The organism is Cytobacillus sp. FSL R5-0569, from assembly GCF_038007265.1.
Classification (GTDB): domain Bacteria; phylum Bacillota; class Bacilli; order Bacillales; family Cytobacillaceae; genus Cytobacillus; species Cytobacillus kochii.
Window position 1 is genome coordinate 299,533 of record NZ_JBBOWW010000001.1, and the last position, 21,582, is coordinate 321,114.

Below are 21,582 nucleotides of genomic sequence, written 5' to 3' on the forward strand. Positions count from 1 at the left end.
CGCACAAGCTAAGGGAAAGAGAAGAAGAATTGCGCGCAAAAGCCGGATACGCGCAAAAGAGGTATAGAGAAGGGGGAGGAAATGCGCGCAAGAGCCAAAAACGCGCACAAGCTAAGGGAAAGAGAAAAGGAATTGCGCGCAAAAGCCAGATACGCGCAAAAGAGGTATAGAGGAAGCCGAGGAAATGCGCGCAAGAGCCAAAAACGTGCACAAGTTATGAGAAAGAGAAGAAGAATTGCACGCAAAAGCCAGATACGCGCAAAAGAGGTATAGAGGACCGAGGAAATGCGCGAAAGAGCCAAAAACGCGCACAAGTTATGAGAGAGAGAAAAAGAATTGCGCGCAAAAGCCAGATACGCGCAAAAGAGGTATAGAGAATGGGGAGGAAATGCGCGAAAGAGCCAAAAACGCGCACAAGTTATGAGAGAGAGAAGAAGAATTGCGCGCAAAAGCCAGATACGCGCAAAAGAGGTATAGAGGAAGCCGAGGAAATGCGCGAAAGAGCCAAAAACGCGCACAAGTTATGAGAAAGCGAAGAAGAATTGCGCGCAAAAGCCAGATACGCGCAAAAGAGTCATAGAGAAGGCAGAGGAAATGCGCGAAAGAGCCAAATATGCGAACAAGTTATGAGAGAGAGAAAAAGATTGCGCGCAATACCGGATACGCGTAAAAGAGGTATAGAGAAGGGGAAGGAAATGCGCGAAAGAGCCAAAAAACAAGTTATGAGAGAGAGAAGAAGAATTGCGCGAAAAAGCCAGATACGCGCTGCATGCGCGAAAAAGCCTAAAAGCGAAAACGCGCAAGTTATGAGAGAGAGAAAGAAGGGAAAGAGAAGAAATGCGAGAGAGAAGAAGAAGAATTGCGCGAAAAAGCCAGAACGCGCAAAAGAGGTATAGAGGAAGCCGAGGAAATGCGCGAAAGAGCCAAAAACGCGCACAAGTTATGAGAGAGAGAAGAAGAATTGCGCGCAAAAAAAGCCAAAATACGCGCAAAAGAGTCATAGAGAAGGCAGAGGAAATGCGCGAAAGAGCCAAATATGCGAACAAGTTATGAGAGAGAAAAAGAATTGCGCGCATATACCGGATACGCGTAAAAGAGGTATAGAGAAGGGGAAGGAAATGCGCGAAAGAGCCAAAAACGCGCACAAGTTGAGAGAGAGAAGAAGAATTGCGCGAAGAGAGAACGCGAAGAATTGCGCGCGAAAAAGCCAGATACGCGCAAAAGAGGATACGAGGAAATGCGCGAAAGAGCCAAAAACGCGCACAAGTTATGAGAGAGAGAAGAAGAATTGCGCGCAAAAGCCAGATACGCGCAAAAGAGGTATAGAGGAAGCCGAGGAAATGCGCGAAAGAGCCAAAAACGCGCACAAGTTATGAGAAAGCGAAGAAGAATTGCGCGAAAAAGCCGGATACGCGCAAAAGAGGTATAGAGAAGGGGGAGGAAATGCGCGAAAGAGCCAAAAACGCATACAAGTCTAAAAAAAAGTAGGAAACACTTTACTCCAAAAGTATCGCGCTCAATGCGGACTTCGCTGTCAAAAGCAGGGCCCTGCTTATTAAATGGCTAGTTAGGGCCTTTGAATAGATAGGAAGTGGTATAATTTACTAAAATAAGGAGGGGTTTATATGCCGTATTCATTTAATATCATGTCGCAACAGGAAGCTGAGGAAATTGCTTTAACTTGGCAGTATGATGCCCCCTATGATTTTTATAATATGGAAGAAGATGAGGAGGATTTAGTTGCATTTTTGGATGAAAAAGAACGGGGAGAGTTTGTTTTTTCTGTAAAGGATGAAGAAGAGCTTATCGCTTTTTTGATGATTGAGCAAATGGGTGACTCAATGGATTTAGGCCTTGGGATGACTAGACTTAACTGGTCAAGGAAAAGGTGCCACTTTCTTAAAGGCTGCGATGTGTTTTATAAGAATGAGTTATGAACCTAAACAGATGACATTATCTGTAGCTGCTTTCAATAAAAGGGCGATTAAACTATTTAAACGAATGGGGTTTCGCACGAGTCGCATATATATGCATGAAACAAACGGAAGTACTTATGAGTTTATAAATATGGTAATTGATTGTTATAAAAGTGTATAGGGAGTGGATTAGCAGTTGCAAATTAAACAGCAAGTAGATAAATTATCGGATCATGAAGCAAGATCCTTACTGTTACAAATGTTATTACATACTGAAATGCTTCGTTCAGGAAATTACTCTGATGAGGATTATATGACTAGCATGAAGAAGTTTTATCAAGCAGTGTTAACATTTGATAAGGAAACTCCTCCTATTCAAGGAGGTAATATACATATTGTTTTTAGCGATTCGAGTGCGGGGAGTTTAAAACAAGCAATAAAGAAATTAAATATAAGTGATAGAGTTATTACTATTCCGATTAATTTTTCGATAGGGCCATTGTGGCAATTGCATCAAATAGAGGGTCTTGAGAAGCGTAGGGACTGGTTGTTTGAACGTATTAATTTAGAAGATGAATTTATTTTTGACTATATTCCACGGATAGAAGAAAGTTGGATGAAGTTACAGGCATTACCCGAACAATGTAAAATTTTTATTTGGGGATGTGAAAATGCGCATGAACAGGCAGGAATAGCCTATGCAGTCTACCTATTACGGGAGAAAAACAATCAAGTATATATAGGTTTAGATCAGGAGCACCAGCAAAGTTTAACACGTCAAGATATTTTACATACAGGTGAGCTTGCGCCCGAGCAGTGGATCGAATATATAAGAAATGTGGAAAATTATCTCCTCTTATCAATAGATGAACGTCAAAGATGGATAGAGCTTTGGGTTACGCTTGCTCAATCGAAGGACGTCTTTTTAAGGACATGGGAAGAAGGAAGGTTGACTTCTGTCAGTGAAAATTATTTAGATGAGATGATTATTGCTAAGGCAAGGGAACTTCAAAAGGGAAAAGAATTTATGAAGTCTGCCCGCCTAATTGGTGAGGTCATTGGACATTTAGACCAACCCGTTGGGGATTTGTTTATTGAATACCGTCTAAGAACGCTAGCTTTATTAGGGGTTTTTGAATTGAAGGGTGTGCCGAGGGCAATGAGATTTTATAGTGTACGCCTCAAGTCGAAAGAATAATCAATATGGTGAGGCCTCCCCCAAAAAAGGGAGGTTTATTTAATGAAAATTTTAATTTGTTTTTAATGTTCTTTTGGTAAGCTAATAATAACTGTAAAAGGAGGCGTGGTGGATGGCAGAGGAGATTTTGATTGTTGAGGATGAGGAAAAAATTGCGCGCTTATTAGAGCTTGAATTAACGTATGAAGGTTATCAAGTGACAAAGGTGTATGATGGCATGGAGGCGATGAATCATTACCGAGAAAAAGAGTGGGATCTTATCCTCTTAGATGTGATGCTACCAGGTTTAAGTGGGATGGAAATTCTGCGTAGAATTAGAGGGAATGATACGGTTACACCGGTTATACTACTAACGGCTAAAGGTGCAGTAGAAGATAAAGTAACTGGACTTGATTTTGGGGCGAATGACTATGTCACCAAGCCTTTTCAAATAGAAGAATTACTAGCACGAGTGAGAGCAGCTTTGCGATTAAAACAAAAAAACGCTAAGGAAGAAGGAGGAAAGTGGTTAACTTGTAGCGATTTAAAAATGAATGAGCAGACGAGAGAAGTCATGCGAGGGGAACAATCCATTGAGTTGACTGCTAAGGAATTCGATTTGTTGCTCTATTTAGCTGAGAATGAACGCCAAGTGCTTACACGAGACCAAATATTGTCTAAAGTGTGGGGGTACGATTACAGCGGTGATACTAATGTGGTTGATGTGTATATTCGTTATTTAAGAAGGAAGTTAGAAGTATCTGATGATGTCAAACCGCTTATTCAAACAGTAAGAGGTGTGGGCTATACCCTCAGGCAACCAACATGAAAATCAAAAATAGAATTCATTTATATACTGCGGTCTTATTTATTGTTTTACTCATTGTAATGAACTTTACAATATACTTCATTTTTCAATCCATTACGCTAGAGGGTGAGAAGGAGCAGGCGAAAGAAGAATTAAATAGGGTTTTAACTGAGTTCCATCAATCCCTAGGCACTCTACCTCAAGGAAGCTTATTAAGGGCGTATGTACCGGTTGATGGGTTTATAAGAATTATTCATGAAAATGGAGAAGCAACAACAACCACTTCGATGAATAATGAAAAGGTAGATAAGCTGGCTTTTCAATTTGGAGCAAGTGATAAGACAGAAATTATTAAGAACGACCATATAGTTATTAGTTCAACACCAATGATTTTGCCTAGTGGAGAAGTGGCAAACTTACAAATAGGAAAAGATATTGAAGCAAGTTATCGAAATTTAAATATATTAAAGACCGTTCTCTTTATCGTAACGCTAGTTGCAACGATACCTGTATTCCTTTCAAGTAGGTTTGTCGGCAACGTGATTATTACGCCGATTCTTTCTTTAACTGCAACAATGAAGGAAATTAGAAATAGTGGCCAATTTAAACAGCTGGAGCTCCATCGAAATGCAGACATCGAATTGAGGGAAATGGGTGAAACCTTCAATCATATGATTACGTTGCTTGAGGAGAATGATGAGAAACAAAAGCAATTTATTGCTAATGCTTCTCATGAATTAAAAACACCATTAACAATCATAGAAAGTTATGCTAATTTGCTTAAGAGACGCGGGTACCAAGATAAAGATTTAGTCGATGAATCTGTTGAAGCTATCCACTCAGAGGCAATAAGAATGAGAGAACTAACTGAACAATTGCTTCTTTTGGCGAAGAATAACGAAGAATGGAATGTACAAAAACAGGAGATTACGCTCTCCCCGTTCCTTTCTGAAGTTAGTCGTTCATTTGAGAGGGCGTATCAGCGCCACATTACAATAAATGGCTTAAAAGAAACGACGGTCACTTCTGATGAGCAAAAGCTTAAGCAACTATTGTTTATCTTATTAGATAACGCTAGGAAATATAGTGAAAATGAGATTGAAATTATTATCGGGAAGGCAAATGAGCAAACATTTATTGAAGTAATTGATACAGGAGTTGGTATTTCTAAAGCTGATCAGGCGAGAGTGTTTGATCGCTTTTACCAAGTAGATCCCGCAAGGAAGCGGGGGAAAAATGGTAGCGGACTCGGTTTATCTTTGGCAAAAGAAATCTCAGAAGCGATTGATGTTCAGTTAACGCTTCAAAGCGAATTAGGAATAGGAACGAAAGTGAAAATACTTTTTGATAAAGGGCAAAGTCAGGAGTGATGAGAAAATGAAGAAGGTAATTAGTAGCTTAGGATTCATTCTGTTTTTTTTCATCATGATCATTATTGTCTGGCTCTTGCTCAAACAGTTTGTGTTGCCATCGGATGAATTAGCTGAGAGCGAGGTAAAGCAGATAGTTGAGGAACGATATGGAGGCGTTATCCAAGAAACAGAGAATAAAGGTAAAGAGTTTATCGTTTCTTTCGATCGCGCAGGCCAAATGTATCAACTACACATTAATCGTGCAAGTGGTGAAATTGAAGAAATGTCAAGAATAGGAGAAGAAAAACAACGTTTAACGGAACAAGAAGTCAAGGAATTAGTGCAAACTGCTTCTTTAGGGGAAATTGATTCAGTAAATCTAAAAGAAAAGTCAGGCGAAGAAGTATTTGTCGCTCAAGTAGTTAAAGACGGAGAAGCGCGTGAAATTACCTTACATGCAGTAACTGGGAAAGTCCTTTCAAATGAGCTGGCCAATGAACAGCCTCCGAAAAATACGATTCTGACAGAAGAAGAAGCGATTGAAATTGCTCTCCAAGCTGTTCAAGGCGAAGTAGACGATGTTGACTTGGAAAATGAAGAGGATCATGTCTTCTATCTTATCGAAATTGAAACGGGTGATGAAAAAGAGGCTATAGTTGAAGTGAATGCCATTACAGGTGAATCAACTGTGACTTGGGATTAATGAAAAAGAAGTGAATTCTAATCTTATTTTAATCTTCCTCACAATTTTATCTCATGATAGCTGTTTAATATAGCAGTATAGACATAACAAACAGGAGGAAATTAAAATGAAAAAAGTAGGAGTAGGTTTATTAGCAGGAGCTATTACATTAGGAGGCGTTTTCGCTGCAACCACATTTGCCAATGATGATGCCCCAAAAGCAACGGTAACAAATGGTGAAGAAGTGAAACAAAAACAAACAAGCAATACAAATGAAGGAACCCTTTCAATTGAAGAAGCAATCAAGACAGCACAAGAGGAAGGGAAAGGAAAAGTAACTGATGTTGAATTAGAGTGGGAAAGAGGAAATCTCGTATATAATATAGAGCTACAAGGGAATGGGACTGAAACAGATGTAGAGTTAAATGCAAATACTGGTGAAGTGCTTAAAGTGAAATCAGAGAAAGAAGATGAGCAGGACGAAGAAATTACACTGGATCAAAAGCTATTCTCTGCAAGTGAAGCCATTCAATTAGCTGAAAAAGAAGCAGGCGGAGAGTTCAGTGAACTGCAACTTGATCAAGATAATGGGACACTTATTTACGATATTGAATTAGAAGGCAAACAAGAAGCAGAAATAGAAATTGATGCTTTAACGGGTAAAGTACTAAAAGTTGAATTAGATGATTAATAAAAATAATAAGAGAGTGCTCATCTTCTGGTGAGCACTTTTTATTATGAACATAAGTACAAATAATGAGAGTAATTCGCCAACTGCTGCTATTAATTTTTATCTAGAAAACGTCTTTACTCTAAAGTGCGAGTTGTTTTCCTTGTTTTTAATCGTTATACTTCTTATTATAGATATTAAAGGTCTATAATATATTTATATTGAGGAGTGAGTAATAAAATGTTAGATTGTGTGATTATTGGTGGCGGTCCAGCAGGTATGAATGCGGCGCTTGTATTAGGGAGAGCAAGAAAAAATATCATGCTTTTTGATGATGATAAACCGAGGAATAGTGTTACACATGAATCACATGGTTTTATTACACGAGATGGAATTGCACCAGTTGAATTTAAACGTTTAGCAAAAGAAGATCTTCAGAAATATCCAAGCATTTCATTAAAGAACGAAAAGGTGACGGGGCTTAAAAAAGAAAACAATATATTCCTCATTAAGACAAGCTCAGGTAATCTTATACAATCGAGAAAAGTGATTTTAGCAACGGGAGTGAAGGATCAATTACCTCCTATTAAAGGATTAAAAGAGTTATATGGCAAAAGTATCTTTCATTGTCCTTTTTGTGATGGTTGGGAGTTAAGGGAGAGAAAACTCGTGGTTGTTTCTGAGATGGAAGGTATTACCCATATGGTTAAATTACTAACGAATTGGAGTAATGATATTATTGTATGCTCTAATGGGAAAAAGATTTTAACAGGAGAAGAAAAAGAAATGTTAGCCTCGAAAGGAATCCGTGTATTGGAGGAAGAAATTGCTTATTTACATGGTGAAGAGGGACAATTACAAGAAGTTGTCTTTACAAATGGGGATAGATTAGAAAGGAATGGTGGATTTGTTGGGATGATGTCAAAGCAAGCTTCTCCTTTAGCTGATATAATAGGTTGTAAAGTAAATGAAAATGGTGGCATTATCACAGACGAATTTGGTAGAACAAATATAGAAGGTGTTTATGCTAGTGGTGACACATCAACAATGCCAATGGCTCAACTTATATTTGCGGCTAGTGACGGAAGTAGGGCGGGCATTGCTGTTGTGAGTGATTTATTAGCCGAAGATTTTTAGAAAAAAGGAGTAGTAAAAATGAAATATTCAAGTGCGACGAATTATGGTTTACACACAATGGCTTTCTTATACTTGGCTCCAAAAGGTGAATCTGTCGGGGTGGACGTGTTAGCAAAAGTGCAAGATCTATCGCCGACTTATTTATCAAAAATATTAACAAAGCTGGTAAAAGCGGGGTTAATCGAATCCACACCCGGAGCAAAAGGTGGTTACCGTATAGTGAAGCGTAATGGAGATATTTCATTTTTACAAGTGATCCAAGCGATAGAAGGAAGTAATCAACTGTTTCACTGTTCACTTGATCACGACCACCCACATAATGAAGGCTGTTTAATTGAGCAGGCAATGCTTAGAGCAGAAGAGCAAATGGTGAAACAGCTGGAGCAAACCTTCATTAGTGACATTGCTGAACAAATGAAAGCTTCTCAAAAAGCAGTTGATTTAAATTAAGTAAATGAAAATGGAATGAAAAGGCTCGAGACTCTATATGATTGGTGGCTTGAGCCTTTTTTTATATTTTAAAACCTATGTAAAAAATGACATTTAGGGTATTCCTACACATTGGATAATAATGTTAAGATATGAGGTGTGTAGTTATGTTAAAAAGAGAGGTGACCCTTCCTGAATTTGGTTTTATGGGTTCTTTTTGCGTATGCTTGTGGTTGTTTAAATGGGGCCTATTATATTGGTCATTTTTTATATGGTGAGGATATAAGAGTAAAGGGAAGTGGTAATGCAGGTGCACGTAATGCCGGTAGAGTGATGGGTAGGAAAGCTTTTGTGTATACCGTGATTATTGATGCACTCAAAACCATTTTCCCTTTATTAGTAGTCATTTATTTGGGGGAAGCTAGTAATCTAGTACTCGCTTGCGTTGTGGTAGCAATCTTATGTGGTCATATCTGGCCAGTGCAATTACATTTCCATGGGGGAAAGGGAATTGTTGTCTATCTAGCTGTCTCATTGGTATTGTTGCCAATGGGTTTACTAATCGTCGGTGGACTCATTCTCCTGCTATATATCATCACAAAGAAGTTGACTATCCCTACACTAACTAGTTTTTTTATCATGCCTATTCTACTTATGATAAAAAGTAGTTGGATGTTAGCGGCGGCATACTTTTTTATGCTATTCATTATTGTAAGGCTGCATAGAAGTGGAGGAGTGGAATGATGACAGCAATTGTTTATAAACGTGCAGATCAAAGTTCTGAACTGGAGCAGATTCATCAATTAAACTATGAAACATTTGTAGAGGAAATACCGCAACATAGAGTGAATGAACAGAGAAAATTAATTGATCGCTTTCATGATGCTAATACATATATTATCGCTAAAAAAGAAGATGAAGTCGTTGGTATGATTGCTGTGAAAGGGACGAGACCATTTTCATTAGACGAAAAGCTTGATCAATTAGACGCGTACCTGCCACCAAACGAAACCTTATGTGAGATACGGTTATTATCTATCAAAGCACCTTATCGTGGGAGTCGCGTATTTTACGAGTTAAGCAAAGCTTTAGTTGATTTCTGTCTTGAAGAGCATTATACAATGGCAATCATTTCTGGAACATTAAGACAGACAAAGTTATATAGACATCTTGGATTCCGCCCCTTTGGTCCTTTGGTAGGTACAAAGGAAGCGCCATACCAACCAATGTATTTAACAAAAGAAAGTTTCGAGGCAGCATCTAAGCTTTTTCAAAAAATGCTGAGGCGGAACGCGAAAGAGAATGGACATTTTTTCCTTCCTGGTCCAGTTTCGATCGCAGATAAGGTAAAGGAGGCGTGGGGGAGAGAGCCAGTGTCCCACCGTTCTCATGAAGTAAGCTCTATGTTGAGCAAGCTAAAAAAGAAGCTTTGCGCATTAACTAATGCTAATGAAGTCGAAATAGCTGTTGGTACAGGAACAATGGCAAATGATATGGTTGCTGCCCATTTATCAATAGTAAATGAGAAGGGGCTCATTTTAGCAAACGGTGAATTTGGGTACCGGCTCATTGAGCATGGTAAGCGTTTCAAATTACCTTTTGCGACAGTTGAGAAACCATGGAACGCACCTATAGATATAAGCGAAGTAGAGAACATGTTACGGGACAATCGAGATATTGGCTGGATTTGGACTGTACACTGTGAAACATCTACAGGTTATCTTTTTCCATTAGAAGAATTGGAACAGCTTTGTCTGCAGTATAATGTGAAGCTATGTGTAGATGCTTGCAGTTCGCTAGGAATTGTTCCAGTTCATCTAAAGAATGTATATATCACGAGTGCGGTTAGTGGGAAAGGCTTAGGTTCCTATCCTGGTTTAGCGCTGGTTTTTCATCAAACACAAATCAAGCCTCATCATCAATTACCGAAATATCTCGATATTGGTGTGTATCAGGCCAAGGCGAGTATTCCGTTTACACATTCATCAAATGGGCTGTATGCACTATCTGTAGCGATAGAGAATCATCATTATGCAAGTCATGCTTTATATGAATTAGTACGTCAAAAATTAGTAGAGGCAGGCTTAAGAGTGTTTTATGGGGAAAATTATTCTCCGGGTATTTTGTCTGTTCAATTAGAGATAGAAATTAGTTCAAGAGAGTTTGGCGATCAATTGAAGCTCGTAGGGGTTTATGTCAGTTATGAAAGCAACTATTTGCTTGAGAGAAACTGGTTTCAGATTGCACTAATGGGGGAACAGAAAAAGGCAGATGTTGAGGATGCGATGATTCGCTTGCTTAAAGTCTATGACAGCTTTCATAGTAGGAAGGTAATGGGATGAAAAACTTTATAAATTGGGTTGGTAAGCATTATCTAGCTGCGCTCTTTGTCATGTTATGGGTAAAGGTAGTGGTTGTTACATGGGTAGGCTTCAATTTAACCGTCGAGACATGGCTAGACTTTCTCGTCCTTCTCGTTAATCCAATTGGTATTAGCCTGCTACTTATGGGCCTTGCCTTTATATTCAAAAAAAGATTTTCCATGATAGGCGTGTTAATTGCCTATGTGTTGCTTATTGGTTTATTATATGCGAACTTACTATATTATCGTTTCTATATTGATTTTGTAACAGTATCTGTCCTTATGCAGCTAAATAATGTTGGTGGACTTGGACCTAGTACGTTAGAGTTAATTTCGCCTTTAGATTTGCTATTATTCTTAGATATTATCTTTTTTGTTTATGTATGGCGAAAAACAAAACAAACAAAGTGGCAACCAGCTATGCCTCATAAAAAGAAGTATGTTGGCTTGACTATGGTCTTAATCATGATGACTGTTTCCCTCGCATTATTGAGAAATCCCTACGTGCTTCAAGCAAACTATGACAGGGAACAGCTTGTTGAGTCATTAGGGCTATATAATTATCAAGTGTTCAACATTATTAATAGTTTGCAATCACCAATGATGAAAGTATTAGCTAGTGATAAAAGTGTTGAGCCTGTAACTAACTATTTACAGGGGATGCCTGATACTAAATCAGACTATTTTGGTCTTGCTGAGGGAAAGAATTTAGTATTGATTAGCTTAGAGTCTACGCAGAATTTCGTCATTAACCGTAAAGTCAATGGAGAAGAAATTACCCCATTTCTTAACTCCTTAATAGAAGATAGTTATTATTTTTCAAATATATATGAGCAAGCAGCACAAGGAAAAACGTCAGATGCAGAGTTCATGATTCATACAGGCTTATACCCTTTATCCAGTGGTTCTGTCTTTGTTAGACGCCCTGAAAATGAGTTTATTTCTCTACCTAAATTATTGAAAGCAAAAAATAATTATAGCGCTGCCACTTTCCATGGTAACAGCATTAATTTTTGGAATCGAAAGCAAATGTATCCGAGCTTAGGGTATAATCAATATTTTTCTCAAGAGGACTATCATATTACAGAAGAGAATTCCGTAAACTATGGTATTAAAGATATTCCCTTTTTTGAACAATCAATCACACATCTTTCAACGCTAACTGAACCTTATATGGCTAGTTTCCTTACATTAACAAATCATTTTCCTTTTTTATTAGAAAGTGAGGACCAACGAATGCCTCCTGCTGATACGTCGGTTGACGTTGTTAATCGTTATGTGACAACGGTTAATTATGAAGATGCAGCGATTGAAAGATTCTTTGATTTGTTAAAAAAGGAAGGCATGTATGAAGACACCATTTTCGTTATCTATGGTGATCATTATGGGATTTCTCAAGAATTTGAAGAAGGCGTGCATGAGTTATTAGATCAACCGGAGACGCCGATTAATCATCTTCAATTGCAGCAAATTCCTCTTATTATTCATATACCTGGTGAAGAAGGTGCGATATTTGAAACAATCGGTGGCGAAATTGATATTCATGCGACTATCCTCGAACTAATGGGTATTGATGAGGAGCAAAGAACAAACTTTAGTGAAAACCTCTTTACGAGAGATCCTAATAAACCTGTTGTCTTTCGTGATGGCAGTATGGTAGCTAGTGAATATGCTTATCTTAACAATGCTTGTTACAGCATGAATACTGAATCACTAACTGAAGAAGAAAACTGTGAAACTTATCTAGAAACGGTACGTAAAGAACTTAAGTTATCTGATGAAATTATTTTAGGGGATTTATTTAGGTTTATAGAATAGGAGGGAAAGAATGGAACAACAAAAAACAAATACGAAAGCAGTGGTTTCCCTGACCCTAGGGATTCTCTCATTGCTCGTTCCATTTATCGGCTTCTTATTAGGGATTATTAGTATTGTATTTGGAAGGTTGTCAGCAAAAGAAATCCTGCAAACAGGAGAAAAAGGGAAATCGCTAGCAACGGCCGGCCTTATCTGCGGGATTATAGGTATCATTCTTACGGTCATATGGATATTATTTGCGTTACTTGGTATCTTTGCTTTTTCAACATTTGAAACCGAAATACAGGAAATGCCTTAACGGAAATGCGCTTCTTCTAATGGAAGGAGCGTTTTTTTTATGCCCAAATACCAAAGGAAAAGGATGGTATTTTTTATTGTTAATTTATCCCACTTGATTTATAATTGCTTTTAATATAAAGAGCTGGAGTGAACAAGTTAATGGCAGAATTGATCACAGCAAAATTACTTTTGATCGCATGTTTTCTATTAATCGTTACATTAATAGAGACTTTAGCTTACTCGACTAGGATTGCTGGAACAAGAGTAAGGTTGATTGCTACAGCAATCTCATTGTTCAGTACAATAGTGATTGTCTCGCGATTTTCGACGATGATTCAGCAACCGATGACGGCAAAGTTGATTAATGCAGCACCTGAAGGGAATGTCATGAAGTTCATTGAAGAACAGTATCGTCTGTTAATAGGTGTTACTTCAATAGGTGTATTGCTAGGCATGTTGCTCTTCCCTACATTTATTTTGATATTTTCAAAGGCAATCGTGCAAATGTCAGAACAACGGGGCTCAATCCCCGCATTAGTAAAGAAAAATATGAATTTACGAGGAATCAAGCGTATGCTTTCATGTATTAGAATCCCACGTTTCTATTATTTAAAAGGAATTACGTTACAAACCATTCCTAAGCGCTTATTTTGCTTGAATGTAATCGTCACAGCGGTGTTTACGACAGGGGTGCTATCATCTATCTATGCTTCCATTATTGCACCAGAGTATGCGCAAGCAGCGTTAATGTCGTCGGGTATCATAAACGGTGTAGCAACAATTATTCTGACATTATTTATTGACCCAAAAGCTTCAGTACTAGCTGATAGGGTGGTAACTAACCCAAGCAAATATATTTATTTGAAAAGTTATTCATTAACAATGGTCAGTTCTAAGTTTGTTGGCACATTGGCAGCGCAAATCATATTCTTGCCTGCTGCTTACTATGTAGCTTGGTTTGCACGTTGGATATAACAGATGGGGGGATATATATGTTGAAAAAACCACAAAGATTGCAAAGAGGTGACCGAGTAGCAACGGTGAGTCCTTCATGGGGAGGTGCAGGAGAAGAAGAAATTAAATGGCGTTACGAACAAGGGGTAAGGCGGCTTGAACAAGTATTTGGACTAGAAGTCGTCGCAATGCCGCACAGCCTGAAGGGGGCAGATTATTTATATCAACATCCCGAAGCGCGCGCCGAAGACTTAATGGCAGCTTTTTCTGATCATAGTATTAAAGCCATTATTGCCAATATTGGTGGAGAAGAGAGTATTCGCTTGCTGCCCTATATTGATTTTGATGTGATAAAAGAAAACCCTAAAATATTTATGGGCTATTCAGATGTCACGATTACTCATTTATTCTGTCACAAAGCAGGGCTATCGTCTTTCTATGGACCTGCGATTTTAACAGACTTTGCCGAGAATGTTGAGATGGATCCGTACACGGTTGAAAGCATCGAACGTATGCTATTTTCCTCTTCTCCAATTGGTGAACTGATGCCTGCTCCGCATTGGACGAGTGAGAGACTCGAGTGGATAGAAGTCAATAAAGAGAAGCGGCGAAAAATGAATAAGAATAACGGTTATGAGGTCCTGCAAGGAAGCGGTAAGGTACAAGGATCGTTAATTGGCGGCTGTATTGAAGTGCTGGAATTTGCTAAGCAAACCATTCTTTGGCCAGAGAAAGAGTATTGGGAAGGTAGTATTTTGTTTTTTGAAACGTCTGAAGATAAGACGGCCCCTGATTATGTGAAGTATTGGCTCAGAAATTATGCAGCGCAAGGAATATTGAAAGCAGCAAATGGAATCGTATTTGCTAAGCCTTATGATGAAGCATACTATGAAGAATACAAGATGGTGATATTAACCGTTTTACAGGAATACGGTTTAACTGATGTACCCGTTCTTTATAACTTAAATTTTGGACATACCGAACCAAAATTTATTTTGCCTTATGGGGCAACTGCTCAAATTGATGCTGATCTTGGCTCCTTTGCCATCTTAGAAAATGGTTTGGAGTAGTGTTAGTCTATAATTACTGGATGAGTTCATTCATTGGTTTTATATTATTGCAATGTATTGTAGGAATTTGGTTGTTAGCAAAAAGGGCAAATAAGACTATGAGAGGTCTGGTTTTTTCTATCCTTTTTACATTTTGGATGTTAGTGAATGCGGTGTTTTTCTATTTTTTCGCTAGTTTATCAAGGGGATTTTGGGGCTCACTCTTGTTTGTTTTTACTGGTAGTCTGCTTATTACCTTTTATTTTAAACGGCGAAGTAGGGAGAAAATCTTTGAAAGTAGATGAAAAAATGGGTTTGTTTTTTGAAAAAAGTAATGTAAAGCCAATTAAAATTTTTACTATACTTCGGTTCGTATTCATTTTCATGCTATTTCTCTATTTAATTTTGGGTCTGCAAAACACTGACTTGTTATTACCGAGTAGATTATATCTCATTTTGGCCATGATGTTTCTAATGGATGCGGTAGAATCATGGATGCAAAAAAGTAAATATTTATTTCGATATTTGATGTTAAATCTTCTCTTTTTGTTTTTATTGTTCATCTATTAATAAATGATCTAGAGGATGGTGATAGAGGTGGAGCAGTACAAAGCACAGAAAATGCTAATTCCTTTATTGTTGTTGCTAGTAAATATCGTTCTTACTTCTTTAATTATTCAAGAGCTTTTAGACACAACCGGCAAGGTCTATGGCATCTTTGGATTACTTACCCCCATTTTAGCTATCATTTCTTTCTTTTATATTAGGAACAAAAATAGCATGAGCCCGCTCATTATCTTTTTACAAGGGTTAAATGGGTTTTTTGTTCTCTTTCCTATTATTGTTTTACTTGTTTCTTTCCTTTGATTGTAAATTTGGTATTTGGTCTCCTTGATATCAGAACCTGAGCTGTGAGCGTTGTCAAAGGAAGAATCACAAGGGGGGCAGAAAAGAAAAATCGTCTGCCTGCCCAAGAAGTTGAGTTTGCGGACAAAAACTAATAGGAAAAGAAAGAAAACTTGGGGCAAGTTGCGTATACGAGCAAAAGTCATCCAAAAAATCAAAGATAAGTAGGGTAAAAGGAGGAGTCGCGACTAATCAGAGTGGAAACTGAAAGATTAGTAGTGAAAAAGAGGAAATCGCGACTGATCAGAGCAAAAACACAAAGATAAGTAGTGAAAAAGAGGAGATCGCGACTGATCTGAACAAAAACACAAAGATAAGTAGCGAAAAAGAGGAAACCGCGACTGATCAGAGCAAAAACACAAAGATAAGTAGTGAAAAAGAGGAAATCGCGACTAATCTGAACAAAAACACAAAGATAAGTAGCATAAAAGAGGAAATCGCGACTAATCTGAACAAAAACACAAAGATAAGTAGCATAAAAGAGGAAATCGCGATTGATCAGAGCAAAAACACAAAGATAAGTAGCGAAAAAGGAGAAATCGCGACTAATCAGAGCAAAAACACAAAGATAAGTAGTGAAAAAGGAGAAATCGCGACTGATCAGAGCAAAAACACAAAGATAAGTAGCGAAAAAGGAGAAATCGCGACTAATCTGAACAAGAAAGCTAAGATAAGTAGGGTAAAAGAGGAAATCGCGACTGATCAGAGCAAAAACACAAAGATAAGTAGAGAAAAAGAGGAAATCGCGACTGATCTGAACAAAAACACAAAGATAAGTAGTGAAAAAGGAGAAATCGCGACTAATCAGAGCAAAAACACAAAGATAAGTAGTGAAAAAGGAGAAATCGCGACTGATCTGAACAAAAACAAAAAGATAAGAAGCGAAAAAGAGGAAACCGCGACTGATCAGAGCAAAAACACAAAGATAAGTAGCGAAAAAGGAGAAATCGCGACTAATCTGAACAAGAACTAAAAGATAAGTAGCATAAAAGAGGAAATCGCGACTAATCTGAACAAAAACACAAAGATAAGTAGTGAAAAAGGAGAAATCGCGACTGATCAGAGCAAAAACACAAAGATAAGTAGTGAAAAAGAGGAGATCGCGACTAATCTGAACAAAAACACAAAGATAAGTAGCATAAAAGGGAAAATCGCGACTGATATGGAGGTAAAAGGTAAAGAACTGCGTGCATGTTGTGTTTACGCGTAAAATGGTACAAGAAAAGCAAGTGAAATTGTGAGTTAAAATTTATTAGCAGATATTTGTTTTTGTACATTCTTCGCGGCTGCCAGGAAAGATTCCAGAGTCGAGAGCATCACAAACAAGAATCCTCTACTATGGGGCCCAATGGAAATTAATAGTTGATTTTCACAGCAACTCCTCTCTGTATTATTAGACGATATTTTCATAAAATCACAAAAAAGAAGCGTTCTTCATTTGAACGCTTCTTTTTCATTTTACGCCAGTTATTTTGTAAAAAAGTTTTCCGGCATGAACAAATAAAGACGAAAAAATCAAAAATCATGAACAGTTTTTGTTCTAGTTTGAATTTTCATTTTTCACTACACTAACAGTAGAAACTTAATTAAAAGAAAATTTCGAATCAACAATGTAAGCGATATCAAATTAATTGTTTTTATATTTCATAAACGGGGTGAGTAACAATGAATGTTAATACGGTGGATAATATAACGGAAGAAGCGCTATTACAGGGAGCCGAGAAGATTGGTATGCTCGCTGAAGAAGAAGCACATGAGGCTGATAAGAATGCCACGGTTTCAGCAAATGTCGTGAATTTGATAAAAGAAACACAAATCTCAAGGATGATGTTACCGAGGGAATATGGTGGGCCACAAGCGAGTTTAACTACTTTTGCAAAAGTGATTCAAAAGGTGGCAAATTATAATCTTTCTGCTGCTTGGTTAACCTTCCTTTACCCTTTACACAATTCATTACCATCTTATTTACCGAAAGCAGGAAGAGATGAAGTAGTCAATCAAGGTGGATTGATTGCAGATATCTTTGCAGCATTAGGTACAGCAGAACCTGATGGAGATGGATTAAGAATTAGTGGGAAATGGAATTTTGTCAGTGGCATTCTTCATAGTGATTGGGTTGGCGTAGGGGTGAAAGTTCAATTACCAGGACGTGATAAACCAGTAGTCTGCCTACCCATTTTGAAAACATCTGAGGTTGAAATCGTTAAAAATTGGGATACTTTTGGATTAAGAGGGACGGGAAGTAACCAAATCATTGCAGATAATGTGTACGTACCGAAAGAGCGTATTCTCGATTTAGAAAAAGCGGAATCAACAAGAAGGCCACCAGAAGAAGATTATGATAAAAGTTATCCGTTTTATCATGTGCCATTTTATCCGGCATTTTATATTGGATTCCCGGCGATTGCCATCGGTGGTGCAGAGCGAGTGATTGAAGAGTTTAAAGTGTTAACGGAAAAGCGTGTTCGTTTGATGGATGGTGTGAGAGAAAGTGAGTCCCCTCGAAGTCAACGTGTAATAGCAGAAATTTCTACTGATTTGCATGCAGCAAAAGGGTTGATGGCTCAATACATTTCTTTATTAGAAAATTACGAAAAGGATGGCGAAATGACACCACTCGGGGAGTTTTTTGCCATTAGAACTAAAATTATAAAGCTTTGTACAGATATCGCTGTTCGTGCCATGTTAACACTTGGTGGTGCTGCACTGTATAAAGGTGGGACTTTAGAAATGTTTATCCGCGATATTTTATCCGTGGCTACACATAAAACATCACTTTATGAAGATTCTGTTGCTGCTTACGGGCAAGACTTATTTGGATTTGAGAGTGGCGTCAGAGGTTAATGAAAGGAGAGGTAAAGATGGATGATCGTTTATTTAGAAATGCAATGAGTAAATTTGCCACCGGTGTAACGGTGATTGCAACCGAAACAAATGGGAATGTTCATGGGATGACGGCTAATGCCTTTATGTCGGTATCACTTGATCCTAAATTAGTCGTTATCTCTATTGGGGAGAGAGCGAATATCCTTTCGAAAATTAAAGATAGTGGGATATTCACCGTCAATATTTTGGCTGATGATCAAAAAGAGCTGTCTATGAATTTTGCTGGACAGTTAAAGGAAACAAAGGAAGTGTCATTCGCGAGATTAAATGACATGCCGGTCATTGACGGGGCAGTGGCACAAATGGCATGTGAAGTATCGGCCACACATGTAGAAGGTGATCATACGTTATTTATTGGTCGCGTGAAGGATGTGTATTTAGAAGAAAAAGATCCATTATTATTCTTTAACGGCAAATACCGTTCAATGATAGCAGTAGAAGAGCCAATTTCCTAACAATAAAGGAGGGAAGTCAGATGAAAACCATCGTCTTAAATGAGGAAGAGCTCCATGGCGTATTAGGTAAAAACATAGAATCATGTGTGATGGCGCTCGGATTTTTCGATGGCCTTCACATTGGTCATCAAGAAGTCATTCGCCAAGCAAAGGTGGAAGCAAATAAACGCAACCTGCCACTAGCAATCATGAGTTTCTTTCCTCATCCGAAAACGGTGTTAATGAAGCGATCTGACTTTCCTTATTTAATGCCATTAGAGGAAAAGAAAAAGAGAATGAGTTCTCTTGGTGTCGATCTTTTCTATATCGTTCCATTTAATCATGCATTTGCTAGCCTCTCCCCAGAAGCATTTGTTGAGCAATATTTACTCACTCTCGGCGTTAAACATGCAGTTGCTGGTTTCGACTTTCATTATGGTAACAAGGGAGTCGGACATATGGCCAGATTAGCAACTGATTCAGGCTATCAAATAACGACAACATCTGTTTCAAAATTGAGCAGAAATGGGTTGAAAATTAGTTCCTCTTATATCCGCAGCTGTTTACAGCAGGGGGAAGTAGATTTAGCAAATGCGCTTCTTGGTAGGCCGTATCAAGTGAAGTTGCAAAGGAACGGTAGCACGTACTGGGTTAAACCTTTTTATACTCTACCTGCACTTGGTGAATATGAAGTGAATTGCCAAGGGGATATGCATACAGTCAAAGTCCTTAGCAAAGAAGAAGTAGAATGGCAATCGAACAAGACCTTACCAAAAGAATTAAGCATTCATTGGTTGAAAAAAACAGATGCAAAAGAACAAATCAGTTAAATCAATATATTGATAAATAGGAGAGTGAAGAGTAATGATTCTTCGTTTAGGGCAAATCGAGCTGTTTGTAACAGATTTAAATAAGTCTAAAGACTTTTATGTAGATGTACTAGGGTTTATTGAAGTGGAAAGAACAGAGTCAAGTCTATATTTGCGTGCTATTGATGAATTTGATCGTTATTCTTTAATTTTAACGCAAAAGCCAAAAGCAGCTCTTGGTAGTTTTAGTCTACGTGTATCTAGTCCTGAGTATTTAAGAGAGTTAGAGAAGCAACATCAAGAAATGGGAGTTGCCACTCAATATGTCGAGAATAGTATCCACCCAGGAAAAGGGCCGGTACTTAAAGTAGCTGAGCCAAATGGTCATCCGGTTGAATTCTATCATGCAATGGAAGAGATTAATGTAGGGAACAAAAGTGGCGGAGTAGATGCCTTGCCAATGAGGTACTCCCATTTACATCGTGGTATACCGCCAGTAGCAATCGATCATATGAACCTGCGTGTAACAAATGTAGATAAAGCATTAGAATACTGGCAAGCAATTGGCTTTAGCATTTCAGAATATGTTCAAGGAGATGAGGGGAAATTTGCTGCATGGACAAGAGCGAAAACATCTACACATGACGTAGCCCTTGTCCAACATAAAGAAACATCTCTGCATCATATTGCTTATATTGTAGACGGTATTTCTTCCGTTGTGAAAACGGCTGACTTACTTGCAGACGCAGGCTACCGCGCAAATATCGATTATGGACCAGGTCGTCATGGGGTAACAAATGCCTTCTTCTTATATGTAAGAGACCCAGACGGTCATCGTATTGAGATTTATTCTGGTGATTATAAACGTGATACTGATTTACCACCAATTGGCTGGACCAAGGAAGAATATGATACAAAGGGTCGTTTATGGTGGGGACCATCAGTGCCGGATTCTTTCTTTGAAACAACACCAGTGAATGATGAGTGGATGAAAGAGAAAGTGACAAAATAAAGAGAATAGGAGAGGATTATATGTCTATTTGGAACGATTTAGCAGATATCGAATTTAAACTTCATTTTGTCGATGCAGATGGGGTGAAAACGAGAGTACTAGAATCGGGAACAGGAGAGCCTCTTTTACTTTTACATGGTACAGGGGGGCACATCGAGGCTTACGCAAGAAATATCAAAGGATTGGCTGAGCATTTCCGCGTGATATGTATCGATATGTTAGGTCATGGATATACAGAAAAGCCAGACTATCCGTACGGCATTGATAGTTACAGTGACCATTTATTAGCTGTAATCAAAGCGCTTGATTTAGAAAAAGTATATTTATCTGGCGAGTCTCTTGGTGGATGGGTGGCTGCCTGGTTTGCTGCTCACCATCCGTCCTATGTGGAATCCATGGTGCTCAATACTCCTGGTAATGTGAATAACAAACCTGAAGTTATGGCAGGGCTAAAAGCGTCAACATTAAAAGCTGTACTTGAAGCAAACTATGAAAATGTGAAAACGAGATTAGAATGGTTAATGTATGATAAATCACAAGTAACAGATGAGTTAATTGAATCTCGGTACAATATTTATACTCAACCTGCTTATCAGGAAGCTGTCCATCATATTGTCCATTTGCAAAACATCGAAGCAAGAAAACAATTTAGTTGGGACCCATCATGGTGTGGCAAAATCAATGTACCAACATTACTTGCTTGGACTGACCATGATCCAACTTCAACAGTAGAAGAAGCAGAACCGATCAAAGAGATGATTCCAGGGAGTGAACTGACAGTAATCAATGAGGCTGGCCACTGGCCACAATGGGAAAAACCGGAAGAATTCAATCAGGTGACTATTGATTTTTTAAAAAAACAAGTGGTATCTAAATAAATATTTATACACCCGTCTCTTAAC

The 21,582-nt window shown here is 38.2% G+C and carries 24 protein-coding genes; all 24 read left to right on the forward strand.

What is annotated here, in order from left to right; all coding sequences use genetic code 11:
* Positions 1 to 81 precede the first annotated feature (81 nt).
* A complete protein-coding gene (locus MKX78_RS01635; RefSeq protein ID WP_341049495.1) occupies positions 82 to 273 on the forward strand; it encodes a hypothetical protein in 192 nt (63 codons plus the stop codon).
* Between the two features lie 104 nt (positions 274 to 377).
* Complete coding sequence (locus tag MKX78_RS01640; RefSeq protein ID WP_341049498.1) at positions 378 to 527, forward strand: hypothetical protein; 150 nt, start codon at positions 378 to 380, stop codon at positions 525 to 527.
* Positions 528 to 542: 15 nt separating this feature from the next.
* Positions 543 to 896 carry a hypothetical protein gene (locus tag MKX78_RS01645; RefSeq protein ID WP_341049499.1) on the forward strand — a complete coding sequence of 118 codons (354 nt, stop codon included), beginning with the start codon at positions 543 to 545 and terminating at the stop codon, positions 894 to 896.
* A 222-nt stretch (positions 897 to 1,118) separates the two neighbouring features.
* A complete protein-coding gene (locus tag MKX78_RS01650; RefSeq protein WP_341049500.1) occupies positions 1,119 to 1,376 on the forward strand; it encodes a hypothetical protein in 258 nt (85 codons plus the stop codon).
* A gap of 249 nt (positions 1,377 to 1,625) precedes the next feature.
* A complete protein-coding gene (locus MKX78_RS01655) occupies positions 1,626 to 1,937 on the forward strand; it encodes a hypothetical protein (RefSeq protein ID WP_307315659.1) in 312 nt (103 codons plus the stop codon).
* Between the two features lie 175 nt (positions 1,938 to 2,112).
* Entirely contained in the window at positions 2,113 to 3,114 is a 1,002-nt protein-coding gene (locus tag MKX78_RS01660; protein WP_307315656.1) for a DUF1835 domain-containing protein, read from the forward strand.
* A gap of 112 nt (positions 3,115 to 3,226) precedes the next feature.
* A complete protein-coding gene (locus MKX78_RS01665) occupies positions 3,227 to 3,922 on the forward strand; it encodes a response regulator transcription factor (RefSeq protein WP_307315654.1) in 696 nt (231 codons plus the stop codon).
* On the forward strand, positions 3,919 to 5,271 hold the full coding sequence (locus tag MKX78_RS01670; RefSeq protein WP_307315651.1) for a sensor histidine kinase: 1,353 nt from the start codon (positions 3,919 to 3,921) through the stop codon (positions 5,269 to 5,271). The genes MKX78_RS01665 and MKX78_RS01670 overlap by 4 nt, the downstream gene beginning before the upstream one ends.
* Positions 5,272 to 5,278: 7 nt before the next feature.
* Entirely contained in the window at positions 5,279 to 5,956 is a 678-nt protein-coding gene (locus MKX78_RS01675) for a PepSY domain-containing protein (protein WP_307315648.1), read from the forward strand.
* 106 nt (positions 5,957 to 6,062) lie between these two features.
* Positions 6,063 to 6,626, forward strand: a complete 564-nt coding sequence (locus MKX78_RS01680; RefSeq protein WP_307315645.1) for a PepSY domain-containing protein — start codon at positions 6,063 to 6,065, stop codon at positions 6,624 to 6,626.
* Between the two features lie 219 nt (positions 6,627 to 6,845).
* Positions 6,846 to 7,742, forward strand: a complete 897-nt coding sequence (locus tag MKX78_RS01685; protein ID WP_095370963.1) for an NAD(P)/FAD-dependent oxidoreductase — start codon at positions 6,846 to 6,848, stop codon at positions 7,740 to 7,742.
* A gap of 18 nt (positions 7,743 to 7,760) precedes the next feature.
* Positions 7,761 to 8,192: an RrF2 family transcriptional regulator gene (locus MKX78_RS01690; protein ID WP_224938250.1), complete on the forward strand. Its 432-nt coding sequence runs from the start codon at positions 7,761 to 7,763 to the stop codon at positions 8,190 to 8,192.
* A gap of 177 nt (positions 8,193 to 8,369) precedes the next feature.
* Positions 8,370 to 8,915, forward strand: a complete 546-nt coding sequence (locus tag MKX78_RS01695) for a glycerol-3-phosphate acyltransferase (protein WP_233435322.1) — start codon at positions 8,370 to 8,372, stop codon at positions 8,913 to 8,915.
* Positions 8,915 to 10,513, forward strand: a complete 1,599-nt coding sequence (locus MKX78_RS01700; protein WP_307315638.1) for an aminotransferase class V-fold PLP-dependent enzyme — start codon at positions 8,915 to 8,917, stop codon at positions 10,511 to 10,513. The genes MKX78_RS01695 and MKX78_RS01700 overlap by 1 nt, the downstream gene beginning before the upstream one ends.
* The gene (locus MKX78_RS01705; protein WP_341049513.1) at positions 10,510 to 12,351 is read left to right on the forward strand and encodes an LTA synthase family protein; all 1,842 of its coding nucleotides are present in this window, start codon (positions 10,510 to 10,512) and stop codon (positions 12,349 to 12,351) included. The genes MKX78_RS01700 and MKX78_RS01705 overlap by 4 nt, the downstream gene beginning before the upstream one ends.
* Before the next feature lie 10 nt (positions 12,352 to 12,361).
* Positions 12,362 to 12,649, forward strand: a complete 288-nt coding sequence (locus MKX78_RS01710) for a DUF4190 domain-containing protein (RefSeq protein WP_224938246.1) — start codon at positions 12,362 to 12,364, stop codon at positions 12,647 to 12,649.
* Positions 12,650 to 12,789: 140 nt separating this feature from the next.
* Positions 12,790 to 13,605, forward strand: coding sequence for a lipid II flippase Amj family protein (locus MKX78_RS01715; RefSeq protein ID WP_307315635.1), 816 nt, complete (start codon positions 12,790 to 12,792; stop codon positions 13,603 to 13,605).
* A 17-nt stretch (positions 13,606 to 13,622) separates the two neighbouring features.
* Positions 13,623 to 14,654 carry a S66 family peptidase gene (locus MKX78_RS01720; protein WP_341049516.1) on the forward strand — a complete coding sequence of 344 codons (1,032 nt, stop codon included), beginning with the start codon at positions 13,623 to 13,625 and terminating at the stop codon, positions 14,652 to 14,654.
* Positions 14,655 to 15,230: 576 nt separating this feature from the next.
* The gene (locus MKX78_RS01725; RefSeq protein WP_224938243.1) at positions 15,231 to 15,500 is read left to right on the forward strand and encodes a hypothetical protein; all 270 of its coding nucleotides are present in this window, start codon (positions 15,231 to 15,233) and stop codon (positions 15,498 to 15,500) included.
* A 1,704-nt stretch (positions 15,501 to 17,204) separates the two neighbouring features.
* On the forward strand, positions 17,205 to 18,383 hold the full coding sequence (locus MKX78_RS01730) for an acyl-CoA dehydrogenase family protein (protein WP_341049520.1): 1,179 nt from the start codon (positions 17,205 to 17,207) through the stop codon (positions 18,381 to 18,383).
* 17 nt (positions 18,384 to 18,400) lie between these two features.
* On the forward strand, positions 18,401 to 18,880 hold the full coding sequence (locus MKX78_RS01735) for a flavin reductase family protein (RefSeq protein ID WP_095370951.1): 480 nt from the start codon (positions 18,401 to 18,403) through the stop codon (positions 18,878 to 18,880).
* Positions 18,881 to 18,900: 20 nt separating this feature from the next.
* Positions 18,901 to 19,689, forward strand: coding sequence for an FAD synthetase family protein (locus tag MKX78_RS01740; protein WP_340977412.1), 789 nt, complete (start codon positions 18,901 to 18,903; stop codon positions 19,687 to 19,689).
* A 34-nt stretch (positions 19,690 to 19,723) separates the two neighbouring features.
* Positions 19,724 to 20,680: a 3,4-dihydroxyphenylacetate 2,3-dioxygenase gene (gene hpaD, locus MKX78_RS01745; protein ID WP_322910278.1), complete on the forward strand. Its 957-nt coding sequence runs from the start codon at positions 19,724 to 19,726 to the stop codon at positions 20,678 to 20,680.
* 20 nt (positions 20,681 to 20,700) lie between these two features.
* The gene (locus tag MKX78_RS01750; RefSeq protein WP_095370948.1) at positions 20,701 to 21,558 is read left to right on the forward strand and encodes an alpha/beta fold hydrolase; all 858 of its coding nucleotides are present in this window, start codon (positions 20,701 to 20,703) and stop codon (positions 21,556 to 21,558) included.
* Positions 21,559 to 21,582 lie beyond the last annotated feature (24 nt).